Annotated in this window: 12 protein-coding genes; 7 read left to right on the top strand and 5 right to left on the bottom strand. The window is 72.1% G+C overall.

The window, feature by feature from the left end; translation table 11 throughout:
* Positions 1-1,104: a hypothetical protein gene (locus ACZ6PY_RS13220; RefSeq protein WP_466071832.1), complete on the bottom strand. Its 1,104-nt coding sequence runs from the start codon at positions 1,102-1,104 to the stop codon at positions 1-3.
* A gap of 118 nt (positions 1,105-1,222) precedes the next feature.
* Here ACZ6PY_RS13220 and ACZ6PY_RS13215 point away from each other — a divergent pair, with 118 nt between their 5' ends.
* Entirely contained in the window at positions 1,223-1,981 is a 759-nt protein-coding gene (locus ACZ6PY_RS13215; RefSeq protein WP_262282719.1) for a type III pantothenate kinase, read from the top strand.
* Positions 1,982-1,984: 3 nt separating this feature from the next.
* Here the strand turns inward: ACZ6PY_RS13215 and ACZ6PY_RS13210 are convergent, their stop codons facing one another.
* Both ACZ6PY_RS13210 and ACZ6PY_RS13205 read right to left on the bottom strand, forming a co-directional pair.
* On the bottom strand, positions 1,985-2,776 hold the full coding sequence (locus tag ACZ6PY_RS13210; protein WP_466071829.1) for a class I SAM-dependent methyltransferase: 792 nt from the start codon (positions 2,774-2,776) through the stop codon (positions 1,985-1,987).
* 59 nt (positions 2,777-2,835) lie between these two features.
* Positions 2,836-3,576 (bottom strand): class I SAM-dependent methyltransferase, encoded by a 741-nt coding sequence (locus ACZ6PY_RS13205; RefSeq protein ID WP_466071827.1) that lies wholly within the window; start codon positions 3,574-3,576, stop codon positions 2,836-2,838.
* Positions 3,577-3,667: 91 nt separating this feature from the next.
* Here ACZ6PY_RS13205 and lysS point away from each other — a divergent pair, with 91 nt between their 5' ends.
* The 3 genes from lysS to ACZ6PY_RS13190 all read left to right on the top strand — a co-directional run bounded on the left by lysS (position 3,668) and on the right by ACZ6PY_RS13190 (position 8,660).
* Entirely contained in the window at positions 3,668-5,176 is a 1,509-nt protein-coding gene (lysS, locus tag ACZ6PY_RS13200) for a lysine--tRNA ligase (protein ID WP_466071826.1), read from the top strand.
* 112 nt (positions 5,177-5,288) lie between these two features.
* Positions 5,289-5,639 (top strand): histone-like nucleoid-structuring protein Lsr2, encoded by a 351-nt coding sequence (locus tag ACZ6PY_RS13195; protein WP_091267630.1) that lies wholly within the window; start codon positions 5,289-5,291, stop codon positions 5,637-5,639.
* A gap of 483 nt (positions 5,640-6,122) precedes the next feature.
* The gene (locus tag ACZ6PY_RS13190) at positions 6,123-8,660 is read left to right on the top strand and encodes an ATP-dependent Clp protease ATP-binding subunit (protein ID WP_091267108.1); all 2,538 of its coding nucleotides are present in this window, start codon (positions 6,123-6,125) and stop codon (positions 8,658-8,660) included.
* Between the two features lie 131 nt (positions 8,661-8,791).
* Here the strand turns inward: ACZ6PY_RS13190 and ACZ6PY_RS13185 are convergent, their stop codons facing one another.
* Positions 8,792-9,697: an HhH-GPD family protein gene (locus tag ACZ6PY_RS13185; RefSeq protein WP_466071824.1), complete on the bottom strand. Its 906-nt coding sequence runs from the start codon at positions 9,695-9,697 to the stop codon at positions 8,792-8,794.
* 96 nt (positions 9,698-9,793) lie between these two features.
* Between ACZ6PY_RS13185 and ACZ6PY_RS13180 the strand changes: the two genes are divergently transcribed.
* The 3 genes from ACZ6PY_RS13180 to ACZ6PY_RS13170 all read left to right on the top strand — a co-directional run bounded on the left by ACZ6PY_RS13180 (position 9,794) and on the right by ACZ6PY_RS13170 (position 11,767).
* A complete protein-coding gene (locus ACZ6PY_RS13180; protein ID WP_466071822.1) occupies positions 9,794-10,306 on the top strand; it encodes a glycine cleavage system transcriptional repressor in 513 nt (170 codons plus the stop codon).
* A complete protein-coding gene (locus tag ACZ6PY_RS13175) occupies positions 10,303-10,866 on the top strand; it encodes a peptide deformylase (protein ID WP_466071821.1) in 564 nt (187 codons plus the stop codon). The genes ACZ6PY_RS13180 and ACZ6PY_RS13175 overlap by 4 nt, the downstream gene beginning before the upstream one ends.
* 130 nt (positions 10,867-10,996) lie before the next feature.
* Entirely contained in the window at positions 10,997-11,767 is a 771-nt protein-coding gene (locus tag ACZ6PY_RS13170) for a hypothetical protein (protein ID WP_466071819.1), read from the top strand.
* A 7-nt stretch (positions 11,768-11,774) separates the two neighbouring features.
* On the opposite strand, the gene disA is transcribed toward ACZ6PY_RS13170, so the two are convergent.
* Complete coding sequence (gene disA / locus ACZ6PY_RS13165; RefSeq protein ID WP_262282728.1) at positions 11,775-12,959, bottom strand: DNA integrity scanning diadenylate cyclase DisA; 1,185 nt, start codon at positions 12,957-12,959, stop codon at positions 11,775-11,777.
* Positions 12,960-13,072: the final 113 nt, after the last annotated feature.

The raw sequence follows: 13,072 nt of genomic DNA, 5'->3' as shown, positions 1-13,072 counted from the left end.
TCAGCTCACCCGGGCGGTGAGCGCGGTGGCGGGCACCAGGTTGAAGATGACCTGGCTCTCGGTGTCGTCCCGGGCGTCCAGCCCGTACTTGGCGCGGAAGAGCTGGAGCGCGCGGTGGTAGATCTCGGCCTCCAGCTCGTCGGCCTCGGCGAGGGCGAACGCCTGCCCGGCCGCCTCCGGCCGGTGCGGCAGGACCACGGTCAGCCCGGCCAGCCCGTGCCGGGCGACGTTGCGGACGAGGTCGCCGCCGGCGATGTACCAGGTGCCGTCCAGCCGGACGTAGCGCGCGTCGCAGGACTCCAGCTCGGTGTCACCGCGGCGGAGGCAGACGTTGAGCGTGAGGCAGGCGTCGAGGTCGCGCACCGGTGCGGTCTCCCACAGCTCGCTGAACCGGTCGTCGACGAACTCGCCGAGCGGGGTGGAGACGTAGGCCTCCAGCTGCTGGGCGTCGAAGGTCTTGCCGTGCACGGGGAAGAACGAGATGAACGCCTTGTCGTCCCAGCGGTACATCTGGACCGAGGGGGCGGTGGCGTAGATCCGTACCCGGAGGCGCGAGCGGGCGGCCGGCGCGAGCTGCTGCTGGAGTCGACCGAAGTGGTAGAGGTTGTTCATGATCGCGACGGCGGTGTCGGCCCGGCGCAGCTCCTCGGCGCGCAGCCGGACGGCGGGGGAGTCCGGGTCGAGCAGCAGCACCCGGACCGTGGCGCCGTTGGCCAGGGCGAAGCGCAGCGCGGCGAGGAACCGGGTGGTGTACGGCCCTTCCAGCATGCTGGTGAAGGTCTCCAGGATGGCCACGACCTCGCGGGACTGCGCCACCCGCTGGATCAGCGCGTCCCGGTCCAGCCGCGGGTGCTCGATGATGGTGGCGGTCCGGAGTTCCCGGAAGAGCGGGTTGAGCACCAGGTAGGTCAGGAGCGTCATGATCAGGGCGGCGCCGATGTTGAGGTAGAGGTCGCCGCGGAAGGTCTGCCCGTGGCGTTGCCACGACTGCGCGGCCTGGACGATCATCCAGAGCGCCCCGCCGGCCAGCACCGCGAGCACCAGCACGTGCCGGCGCCGCCGGAGCAGGGCGCTGCGCCCCCGGACCCACCACATCCTCGACATGTCCGCTCCCCGTCCGGCCGTGCCGTGGATAGAACCATGTTCATGCCGCGATGTGTTCAGGATACGGTTCGGCCGCCGCTGCGCGCCCGCCCGCGAGGCGGTTGTCTAGGCTGCGACCGTGCTGCTCTGCATCGACATCGGGAACACCAACACCGTGCTGGCGACCTTCGACGGCGACAAGCTGGTGCACAACTGGCGGATCAAGACCGACGCCCGGTCCACCGCGGACGAGCTGGGTCTGATGTTCCGCGGGTTGCTGGCCGGTGACGCCGTGGAGATCACCGGGGTGGCCGCCTGCTCGACCGTGCCGGCGGCGCTGCGCTCGCTGCGCACCATGCTGGCCCGCTACTACGCCGACCTGCCCAGCGTGATCGTCGAGCCCGGCGTGCGCACCGGCGTGCAGCTCGCCATCGACAACCCCAAGGAGGTCGGCGCGGACCGGGTGGTCAACACCCTGGCCGCGTACACCCTCTACGGCGGGCCGTGCATCGTGGTGGACTTCGGCACCACCACCAACTTCGACGTGATCAGCGGCCGGGGCGAGTTCCTCGGCGGCGCGTTCGCGCCGGGCATCGAGATCTCCTTCGACGCGCTCGCCGCCCGCGCCGCCCAGCTCCGCAAGGTGGAGGCCACCAAGCCCCGCTCGGTGATCGGCAAGAACACCGTCGAGTGCCTCCAGGCCGGCCTCTACTTCGGCTTCGCCGGCCAGGTGGACCGGATCGTCGAGCGGATGACCGAGGAGCTGGGTGAGGTGAAGGCCGTGATCGCCACCGGCGGCCTGGCCTCGCTGGTGCTCAGCGAGTGCCGCACCATCACCCACCACGAGCCGATGATCACCCTGATCGGCCTGCGGATGGTGTACGAGCGCAACCTCTGAGCCTCAGCGGCGGCGGGAGCGGAGGACGAGGGTGCGGTAGGGCAGCTCGACCGCCGCACGGCCGGCCAGGTCGGGGTCGGTGGCGAAGAGTTCGCGCAGCTCCCGGTCGATCCGCGCCCGCTCGTCGGGCGGGGCGGTCAGCCAGTACGAGCGGGTGTGCAGCATGCCGACCACCTCGTCCGGGGTCAGCGTGGTGGTGTGGGCGAACTCGTCCAGCTCGACCGGCTCGAAGGCCGGGCCGAAGTCGGTGTACTTCTCGGTCACGTCGCCGGCGTTGTCGCCGAGACGGGCGATCCGGGTCAGCTCCGCCACCCAGGGCACCCGCTCGTCCCGGACGTTCCAGATCGGCGCGAACGTGCCGCCCGGCCGCAGCACCCGCGCGATCTCGGCGTGCGCCCGCTCCCGGTCGAACCAGTGGTAGGCCTGACCCACCAGCACCGCGTCGGCGGACCCGTCCGGCAGCGGCACCGACTCGGCGCTGCCGGCCAGCGCCGTGGTGCCCGCGGTGGCGGCCGCCAGTTGCGCCCGCATCCCCGGATCCGGCTCCACGGGTACGACCTGCCACGGCTCCGGCTCGGCGCGTCTGACGCCGCGCCGCGACCTGGAGCCGCCGTGCGCCAGCGCGAGCACCCCGCGGGTGAGGATGCCGGTGCCGGCGCCGAGGTCGACCACCCGGGCCGGGGTGGCCAGCCCGTCCAGCGCCCAGCGCAGCGCCTCCTCGGGGTAGCGGGGGCGGAAACGGTCGTACTCGGCGGCGGCGGCGCCGAAAGACAGTGCCGGGGTGACGTCGACCATGAGGCGAGGCTAGTGCGGCGGCCGGGCGTGCGGGGGGCGGCGGCGCCCGGCCGGCGGGGTCAGGTGCGCCGGGCCCGGGCGACCAGCGTGCGGTAGGGCAGGCCGATCGTGTCCCGGCCGGCCAGCTCCGGGTGGCCGGCGAGGAGGTCGCGCAGCTCCGCGTCGACCGCCCGGCGGCGCTCCGGTCCGGCGGTCAGGTAGTGCGAGCGGGTGCGCACCATGCCGAGCAGCTCGTCCGCGGTCAGCGGGGTGGTGTGGTCGAACTCCGCCCATTCGGGCGCCGCGAACCGGGGACCGAAGCCGGTCACGGTCTCGCGCAGGTGGTCGACGGTGTCGCCGATCTCGGCGATCCGGTTCAGCTCGGTCACCCAGCCGACCCGGTCGTCCCGGAGGTTCCACACCGCCGCGAAGATCCCGCCGGCCCGCAGCACCCGGGCGATCTCCGGGTGCGCCCGCTCCCGGTCGAACCAGTGGTACGCCTGGCCGACCAGCACCGCGTCCGCGTACCCGTCGGGCAGCGGGACCGACTCGGCGCTGCCCGCCAGGGCGTCGACGCCGGGTGTGGCGGCCTCGAACTGGGCGCGCATCGCCGGGTCGGGCTCGACGGCGGTGACCTCGTGTCCGAGGGCGAGCAGGCCGCGGCTGACGATCCCGGTGCCGGCGCCCAGGTCGACGGTGCGGGTCGGCGGGGTGAGGTCGTCGAGTGCCCAGCGCAGCGCGGCCCCGGGGTAGCGGGGCCGGTAGCGGTCGTAGTCGGCGGCGGCCGTGCCGAACGACAGCGCCTCAGTGGGGTCGGTCATGGCGGGCAGGTTATCCCGTAACGGCCCGGCAGCCCCTTGAGTACGCTCGGGGCCTGACCCCGCCCGAATTCTCCGTCTGAGGAAGCGTGCCGTGACCGAGCAGAACGCCCTGCCAGTAGACCCCGCCGACGACCTTCCGGAGCAGATGAAGGTCCGCCGGGAGAAGCGGGACCGGATGCTCGCCGAGGGCGTCGAGCCGTACCCGGTCGGCTTCCCGCGGACCAGCACCCTGGCGACGATCCGCGAGCGGTACGCCGAGCTGCCCACCGACACGGCCACCGGCGACCGGGTCTCGGTCACCGGCCGGGTGATCTTCGTGCGCAACACCGGCAAGCTCTGCTTCGCCACCCTGCGGGACGGCGACGGCACCGAACTCCAGGCGATGCTCTCCCTCGACCGGGTGGGCGCCGAGCGGCTGGACGACTGGAAGCGCCTGGTCGACCTGGGCGACCACGTCGGGGTGACCGGCGAGGTGATCACCAGTCGGCGGGGCGAGCTGTCGGTGCTCGTCGAGGAGTGGGCGGTGACCGCGAAGGCGCTGCGCCCGCTGCCGGTGGCGCACAAGCCGCTCAGCGAGGAGGCCCGGGTCCGCCAGCGCTACGTGGACCTGGTGGTCCGCCCGCAGGCCCGGCAGATGGTCCGCACCCGGGCCACCGCGGTGCGCAGCCTCCGGGACACCCTGCACGGGCAGGACTTCGTCGAGGTCGAGACGCCGATGCTCCAGTTGCTGCACGGCGGCGCGGCGGCCCGCCCATTCGTGACCCACAGCAATGCGTTGAACACCGATCTGTATCTGCGAATCGCGCCGGAACTGTTTCTGAAGCGCGCGGTCGTCGGCGGCGTCGACCGGGTCTTCGAGATCAACCGCAACTTCCGTAATGAGGGCATCGACTCCTCGCACTCGCCGGAGTTCGCGATGCTCGAGGCCTACCAGGCGTACGGCGACTACAACACGATGGCGGAGCTGACCCGAAATCTCGTGCAGCAGGCCGCTCTCGCGGTCGCCGGCTCGACGGTGGTCACCCACGCCGACGGCCGCGAGTTCGATCTGGGCGGCGAGTGGCGCTCGGTGTCGCTGTTCGGCGTTCTTTCCGAAGCGCTCGGCGAGGAGGTCACCGTCCGCACCGAAAGGTCACGCCTGGTCGAGTACGCGGACAAGGTCGGCCTCTCCGTCGACCCGAAGTGGGGCCCGGGCAAGCTGGCCGAGGAGCTGTTCGAGGAGTTGGTGGTCCCGTCGCTCCAGGCGCCCACCTTCGTCCGCGACTACCCGGAGGAGACCAGCCCGCTGACCCGGGCGCACCGCAGCGAGCCGGGGCTCGCCGAGAAGTGGGACCTCTACGTGCTCGGTTTCGAGCTGGGGACCGCGTACTCGGAGCTGGTCGACCCGGTGGTGCAGCGGGAGCGGCTGGTGGCCCAGGCCCAGCTCGCGGCGCGGGGCGACGACGAGGCCATGCGGCTGGACGAGGACTTTCTCCGGGCGATGGAGTACGGAATGCCGCCGGCCGGCGGTATGGGAATGGGAATCGACCGGCTCCTGATGGCGCTGACCGGCCTGGGAATTCGGGAAACCATCCTGTTCCCGTTGGTCCGGCCCGAGTAGCACACGAGCTTCTCCGGGTCGTTACCGCGTCCTATTGACGGAGCGAGCGGCGGGCGGGCTATTGTGCTCTTGTATTGCAGGAGCACAACCCTGCTCGAAAGGAATGTGGGACGTGGCCAAGCAGATCATTCACAAGCTGGTCGATGACCTGGACGGCGGGGACGCTGACGAGACCGTCAAGTTCGCGCTCGACGGTGTGCAGTACGAGATCGACCTCTCGGCTTCCAACGCTGAAAAATTGCGCGACGTATTCGCGCAGTACATCGCGCACGGCACGAAGGTCGGCCGTGGCGGCGTGGTCGTGGGTGGCCGGGCCGCCCGTGGGCGGGGCGGTGCGACCGCCGACCGCGAGCAGAACAAGGCCATCCGGGCCTGGGCCAAGAAGGCCGGCAAGGACATCTCCGACCGGGGGCGCATCCCGCAGGAGATCGTGGACGAGTACCACGCGAAGGCGGGGCACTGACCCCGACGACCCCGCAGCGGGCGACACGACGCCGGACCGGAGTGCCACTCCGGGCCGGCGTCGCCGTTTCCGCCCGCGCGCGCCGTCTGTCCGGTCCGTGCCGGGCGGGTGGCGCGGCGCCGCCCCGCACGGGAAGAAACCGGCGCCCGGGGCCGTTGTCCACAGGCGGTGGAGATTCTGTCCACAGGTTGTGGAAGACCGCGGCCGGGCGTCGACGCCCCCGCTCCAGCCCCTCGACCGGGCTTTTCCACCGGCGGTCGAATTTCGCTCTGCGCGTACAGGCGGGGGTACCGGAACACCTCCTGAGCGCGGACGGTTGTCAGAAACGACGCGTGCACGACCATTCGCGGGGACACACGACCTCAGCGGAGTCGGTCCGCGGCGATAGAGTAAGGAGGCACGGACGCCCGTCCCGGACGTCCGCGCACCGGCCCCGCCGAGATCTGACCATCAAGGCGCACGGCACGTGAGGAGCACGAGGGCATGTTCGAGCGGTTCACCGACCGAGCGCGACGGGTTGTCGTCCTGGCCCAAGAAGAGGCCCGGATGCTCAACCACAACTACATCGGTACGGAGCACATCCTGCTGGGCCTGATCCACGAGGGTGAGGGTGTCGCGGCAAAGGCCCTGGAGAGCCTCGGCATCTCCCTGGAGGGCGTCCGTCAGCAGGTCGAGGAGATCATCGGCCAGGGCCAGCAGGCGCCGAGCGGGCACATCCCGTTCACGCCGCGGGCCAAGAAGGTGCTGGAGCTGTCGCTGCGCGAGGCGCTGCAGCTCGGCCACAACTACATCGGCACGGAGCACATCCTGCTCGGCCTGATCCGTGAGGGCGAGGGCGTCGCCGCCCAGGTGCTGGTCAAGCTCGGCGCCGACCTCAACCGGGTCCGCCAGCAGGTGATCCAGCTGCTCTCCGGCTACCAGGGCAAGGAGCCGGCCGCGGCGGGCGCCGCGCCGGGCGAGGCCGCGCCGTCGACCAGCCTCGTGCTGGACCAGTTCGGCCGGAACCTGACCCAGGCCGCCCGTGAGGGCAAGCTCGACCCGGTCATCGGGCGCGAGAAGGAAATCGAGCGGGTCATGCAGGTGCTCTCCCGCCGGACCAAGAACAACCCGGTCCTGATCGGTGAGCCCGGCGTCGGCAAGACCGCCGTGGTGGAGGGGCTGTCCCAGAAGATCATCAAGGGCGAGGTGCCCGAGACGCTGAAGGACAAGCAGCTCTACACCCTCGACCTCGGTGCGCTGGTCGCCGGTTCCCGCTACCGCGGTGACTTCGAGGAGCGCCTCAAGAAGGTGCTCAAGGAGATCCGCACCCGGGGCGACATCATCCTGTTCATCGACGAGATCCACACCCTGGTGGGTGCGGGTGCCGCCGAGGGCGCGATCGACGCCGCCAGCATCCTCAAGCCGATGCTGGCCCGCGGCGAGCTGCAGACCATCGGCGCCACCACGCTCGACGAGTACCGCAAGCACCTGGAGAAGGACGCCGCTCTCGAGCGCCGCTTCCAGCCGATCCAGGTGGGTGAGCCCTCGCTGGCCCACACCATCGAGATCCTCAAGGGCCTGCGGGACCGCTACGAGGCGCACCACCGGGTGAGCATCACCGACGCGGCTCTCGTGGCTGCCGCCACCCTGGCCGACCGCTACATCTCCGACCGCTTCCTGCCGGACAAGGCGATCGACCTGATCGACGAGGCCGGTGCCCGGATGCGCATCCGCCGGATGACCGCGCCGCCAGACCTGCGTGACTTCGACGAGCGGATCGCCCAGGTCCGCCGCGACAAGGAGTCCGCGATCGACGCGCAGGACTTCGAGCGGGCCGCGCAGCTCCGTGACAAGGAGAAGCAGCTCCTCGGGCAGAAGGCCCAGCGGGAGAAGGAGTGGAAGGCCGGTGACCTGGACGTCGTCAGCGAGGTCGACGACGAGCAGATCGCCGAGGTGCTCGGCAACTGGACCGGCATCCCGGTCTACAAGCTGACCGAGGAGGAGACCTCGCGCCTGCTGCGCATGGAGGACGAGCTGCACAAGCGCGTCATCGGCCAGGAGGACGCGGTCAAGGCGGTCTCGAAGGCGATCCGGCGCACCCGGGCCGGCCTGAAGGACCCGAAGCGCCCGTCCGGCTCGTTCATCTTCGCCGGACCGTCCGGTGTCGGTAAGACCGAGCTGTCCAAGGCGCTCGCCGAGTTCCTGTTCGGCAGCGAGGACGCCCTCATCCAGCTGGACATGTCCGAGTTCCACGACCGGTACACGGTGTCCCGGCTGGTGGGTGCCCCTCCCGGCTACGTCGGCTACGACGAGGGCGGGCAGCTGACCGAGAAGGTGCGCCGTCGGCCGTTCTCGGTGGTCCTCTTCGACGAGATCGAGAAGGCCCACCCGGACGTGTTCAACACGCTCCTCCAGATCCTGGAGGACGGGCGGCTCACCGACGGCCAGGGTCGGATCGTGGACTTCAAGAACACGGTCATCATCCTGACCACCAACCTCGGCACGCGGGACGTCGCCAAGGCGGTGTCGCTGGGCTTCCAGGCCTCTGAGGACTCCGAGTCGAACTACGACCGGATGAAGCAGAAGGTCAACGACGAGCTCAAGCAGCACTTCCGGCCCGAGTTCCTCAACCGGATCGACGACACCATCGTCTTCCACCAGCTGCGCGAGAACGAGATCCTCTCGATCGTGGACATCATGATCGCCCGGATCGAGACGCAGCTGAAGAACAAGGACATGGGCCTGGAGCTGACCGACAACGCCAAGAAGTACCTGGCGAAGAAGGGCTTCGACCCGGTGCTGGGCGCGCGGCCGCTGCGTCGCACGATCCAGCGCGACATCGAGGACAACCTGTCCGAGCGGATCCTCTTCAACGAGCTGACCCCGGGTCAGATCGTGGTGGTGGACTGCGAGGGCGACCCGAGCGACATCGACAAGTCCAAGCTCGTCTTCCGGGGCGCCGACCGGCCGGTGGCCGTGCCGGACGCGGTCCCGGCGGACCTCGGCGGCACCGCCGCCACGGGCGCGGACGACGCCGCGTAAGTTCGGGCAACGATCGAGGGCGACGGCCCCGGCAGGCGAAAGCCGCCGGGGCCGTCGCCTTTCCTCGTCCGGGGCCGCAGCGGCGGAGCGCGGGTGGGTCAGCGGGACCGCAGTGGCGCGAAGCGGGTGGCTCAGGGGCGGGGGAGCGGGACCGGAGGGCCGTCGCCGACGAGCCGGAAGGACTCCTCGCCGACCGGCTCGACCAGGCCGTCGGTGACCAGCCCGGCCAGCGCCCGGGCCCGCTGCACGTCGTCGTGCCAGACCTGGTCCAGCCGCTGGTGCGGCACCGGCCCGGGGGCGTCGCGGAGCACCGCCAGGAGCAGGCCGCGCACCTGGCGGTCGGTGCCGGCGTAGCGCTGCGGGCGGCGGGTCGGGCCGGCCGGAGCCGCCTGACCGGAGGCCCGCCAGGCGCAGACCGCCTCGACGGGACACACCCCGCAGCGCGGGGCCCGGGCGGTGCAGACCACCGCGCCGAGTTCCATGAACGCCGCACTGGCCAGGGCCGCCGCGGCCGGCTCGGCGGGCAGGAGTTCCTCGGTGGCGACCAGGTCGGCGGGGCGGGTGGCCGGTCCCGCGTCGGGTTCACCGGCGATCGCCCGGCACACCACCCGCCGGACGTTGGTGTCGACCACCGGGTGCCGCTGCCCGTACGCGAAGGCCGCCACCGCCCGGGCCGTGTACGTGCCGACCCCGGGCAGCGCCAGCAGGTGGTCGAGCCGATCCGGCACCTCCCCGCCGTGCCGTTCCACGACGGCCACCGCGCAGTCGCGCAGGCGTACGGCCCGGCGGGGGTAACCGAGCCGGCCCCACATCCGGATCGCCTCGGCCGGCGTGTCCTCCGCCAGCGCGGCCGGCGTCGGCCAGCGGGACAGCCACGCCTCCCAGGCCGGCAGGACCCGGACCACGGGTGTCTGCTGGAGCATGACCTCGCTGACCAGGATCGCCCAGGCACCGATTCCCGGCTCGCGCCAGGGCAGGTCGCGGGCGTTGCGCTCGTACCACCGGCTGACCAGGGTGGCGAAGGTGGGCTCAGACATCGCGCCGCCAAGGATGTCACGGGCGGCTTTCCCGCGGTTTGGGCGGGGCGGGCGGGCCGTCGCGGCCGGCCGGCGGCGACGGGGCAGAATGTCCGGATGAACGAGCTCGCGATCACCGTCATCGGCCGGGACCGGCCGGGCATCGTGGCCGATGTCGCCGAGGTCCTCGCGCGGCTCGGCGCGAACCTCACCGACTCGACGATGACCCGGTTGCGGGGACACTTCGCCATGACCCTGATCTGCGTGGGGCCGGCCGCCGGCGACGTCGAGGCCGCGCTGGCCCCGCTCGCCGCCGAGGGTCAGCTGCTGGCCACCGTACGCGCGGTCACCCCCGACGGGCAGACCGCTCCCGGCGGCGAGCCGTACGTGATGGCGGTGCACGGCGCGGACCGGATGGGCATCGTGGCGGCGATGACCCGGGTCCTGACCGACGCGGGCGGCAACGTGACCGACCTGAGCACCCGGCTGACCGGTTCCCTGTACGTGGTCGTCGCCGAGGTCGAGTTGCCGCCGGGCAGCGCCGACGAGGTGGCCGGCCGGCTCGCCCGTACCGCCGCGGAGCTGGGCGTGGGGGTCAGCCTCCGCCCGGCGGACACGGACCTGCTGTGACCGCGGAGGAGTACGCCGGCCTGGGCGGGTGGACGCCGGAGAAGCTCGACGTCCCCGGGGCGGTACGCGCGGTCGTGGCCGCGCCCGACCCGGTGCTCAGCCGGCCCGGTCCGGCGGTCGACCCGACCTCGGCCGAGGTGGTCCAGCTGGCCGCCGACCTGGTCGCCACGATGCGGGTGTCGCCGGGCTGCGTGGGCCTGGCCGCGCCGCAGGTGGGGGTGAGCGCCCAGGTGTTCGCGGTGGATGTGACCGGGCACCCGAAGGCCGTCACCGTGCACGGCGCGTTCGTGCTGTGCAACGCCACGGTGGTGGAGGCGAGCCGCTGGAAGGCCGGGCGGGAGGGCTGCATGTCGGTGCCCGACCTGACCGGCGACGTGAAGCGGGCCAGCCGTCTCGTGGTCGAGGGTGTGCTGCCGGGCAGCGGTGACCCGGTGCGGCTGGTGACCGACGGGTTCGAGGCGCGGGCGCTCCAGCACGAGATCGACCACTGCGCCGGCTTGCTGTTCCTGGACCGGGTGGCGGGGGCGCACGCCGTCTACCAGCGCAAGGTCTACCTCTGACCGGCCGTGACCGGGTGGCACCGCTGAGCGAGCTGCGCCGTCCTCTGTGGAGCGTCGTGGAACCCGGGCGAAGGGCGTTCGGCGCGTCGGACCGGCAGGCCGGGCGTCGCGCCGCTACGGTGAACGCATCATGCGTCTGACGGTCGGCCCACTGCCTCCCGCCGTGTACTGGCGGCGTCGAGCCGTCGTCTTCGGAGCCGGGCTGCTTTTCCTGATTGTCCTGCTCTATTCGTGCACCGGCACCGACCGCACCGACAAGCCGTCGGGCAACGCGGGGGGCAATGCCGGAGGCTCACCGTCGGCGGCCGCTCCCGGGCCGACCGGTTCGCTGCTGACCCCGCGGTCCACCAGCCCGTCGCCCACTCCGGGCGAGTCGGGCGGCGGCAACGGGACGAGCGACGGGGGCGGCACGGGCACCGACAACGGCGGCGGCCAGAACGGCGGCGGCACGAACGGTGGCGGCACGAACGACGGTGGCGCGCCGGCCGCCCCGGTGGCCGACGACGGCACCTGCGCCGACTCGGAGATCCAGGTCACCCCGGTGGCGCTGCCGGCCTCCGCACAGCGCGGCACGGTGGTCACCCTGCGCCTCAAGGTCAAGAACATCTCGGAGCGCACCTGCAGCCGGGACGTCGGTGCCGACCTGCAGGAGCTCTACATCAAGGCCGGCGCGGCGAAGGTGTGGTCCTCGGACACCTGCGGCACCGGCAAGGGCTCCGACGTGCAGTCGTTCACGCCGAACTTCGAGCGGTCCTACGAGCTGGGCTGGAACGGGCGGGACGTGAGCCGCTGCGCCAACGGCGTGGCCAACGGCCCGTACGCCCCGGTCGGCACGTACCAGCTCTTCGCCCGGGTGGGCACCAAGCTCAGCGAGCCCGTGAAGCTCACCATCACCGGCTGACCGAGGGTCAGACGTAGCGCTCCAGGATGGACGCCTCGGCGAGCCGGGACAGGCCCTCACGCACGCCCCGGGCGCGGGCGTCGCCCACCCCCTCGACCGCCTGCAGGTCCTCCACGGTCGCGCCCAGCAGGCGCTGGAGGCTGCCGAAGTGCACCACCAGCCGGTCGACCACGGCCGCGGGGAGCCGGGGCACCTTGGCCAGCAGGCGGAAGCCGCGCGGGCTCACGGCGGCGTCGAGCGCGTCGGAGGCGGACGGGTAGCCGATCGCCTTGGCCACCGCGACCAGGTCGATCAGCTCGGTGGCGCTGAGCAGGTCCAGCTCGACAAGCGCCTCGTCGAGGGTGCGCGACTTCCGGCCCACCGGCAGGTAGTCCCGGATGACGAGGGTGCGGTCGGCGTCCACCCCGGCCATCAGCTCGTCGAGCTGGAGGGCGAGCAGGCGGCCGTCGGTGCCCAGCTCCACGACGTAGCCGGCGATCTCGTCGGCGATCCGCCGGACCATCTCCAGCCGCTGCACCACGGCCACGGCGTCGCGGACGGTGACCAGATCCTCGATCTCCAGGGCGGAGAGCGTGCCGGAGACCTCGTCCAGCCGGAGCTTGTAGCGCTCGAGCGTGGCCAGCGCCTGGTTGGCCCGGGAGAGAATCGCCGCCGAGTCGTCCAGCACGTGCCGCTGGCCGTTCACGTAGAGGCTGATGATCCGCATGGACTGGCTGACCGAGATGACCGGGTAGCCGGTCTGCCGGGCCACCCGCTCCGCGGTGCGGTGCCGGGTGCCGGACTCCTCGGTGGGGATCGACGGGTCGGGCATCAGGTGCACCGCGGCGCGGACGATCCGGGTGCCGTCGCTGGAGAGCACCACGGCGCCGTCCATCTTGCACAGCTCGCGGACCCGGGTTGCGGAGAACTCGACGTCGAGCGGGAAACCGCCGGTGCAGATCTGCTCGACGATCTTGTCGTAGCCGAGCACGATCAGCGCGCCCGTGCGGCCGCGGAGGATCCGCTCCAGGCCGTCGCGCAGCGCCGTGCCCGGCGCCATGAGGGCGAGGTTGGCCCGCAACGGGTCGCCGCCGGCCCCGCCGACGCTTCCGGTGACACTCACGCTGATGGGACGGGCGGGGGAGCCCACGGCGCCGGTGCGGGCGTGCGGCGTCGTCGCGGCGGGCTTGGTGGCATCGCGGTCGATCGGCACGGGCACAGTCTACGGACTGCGGTGCGGTGGGTGCTCTCGTGGTTACTGTGATGTGTCACGATGTCCGGCTCTCCCCGTCGGCGACCGGCTGCGCCGGCTGTCCGGAATCGCCC

It is taken from the genome of Micromonospora sp. NPDC048907, from assembly GCF_055586885.1.
This window is presented reverse-complemented; position numbering and strand designations above follow the sequence as displayed.

Bases quoted from the DNA above. Each gene is read 5' to 3' on its own strand.
- ACZ6PY_RS13190 (WP_091267108.1), top strand. From the start codon at position 6,123: ATGTTCGAGCGGTTCACCGACCGAGCGCGACGGGTTGTCGTCCTGGCC.
- ACZ6PY_RS13220 (WP_466071832.1), bottom strand. From the start codon at position 1,104: ATGTCGAGGATGTGGTGGGTCCGGGGGCGCAGCGCCCTGCTCCGGCGG.
- ACZ6PY_RS13205 (WP_466071827.1), bottom strand. From the start codon at position 3,576: ATGACCGACCCCACTGAGGCGCTGTCGTTCGGCACGGCCGCCGCCGAC.
- ACZ6PY_RS13180 (WP_466071822.1), top strand. From the start codon at position 9,794: ATGAACGAGCTCGCGATCACCGTCATCGGCCGGGACCGGCCGGGCATC.
- ACZ6PY_RS13170 (WP_466071819.1), top strand. From the start codon at position 10,997: ATGCGTCTGACGGTCGGCCCACTGCCTCCCGCCGTGTACTGGCGGCGT.
- ACZ6PY_RS13210 (WP_466071829.1), bottom strand. From the start codon at position 2,776: ATGGTCGACGTCACCCCGGCACTGTCTTTCGGCGCCGCCGCCGCCGAG.
- ACZ6PY_RS13185 (WP_466071824.1), bottom strand. From the start codon at position 9,697: ATGTCTGAGCCCACCTTCGCCACCCTGGTCAGCCGGTGGTACGAGCGC.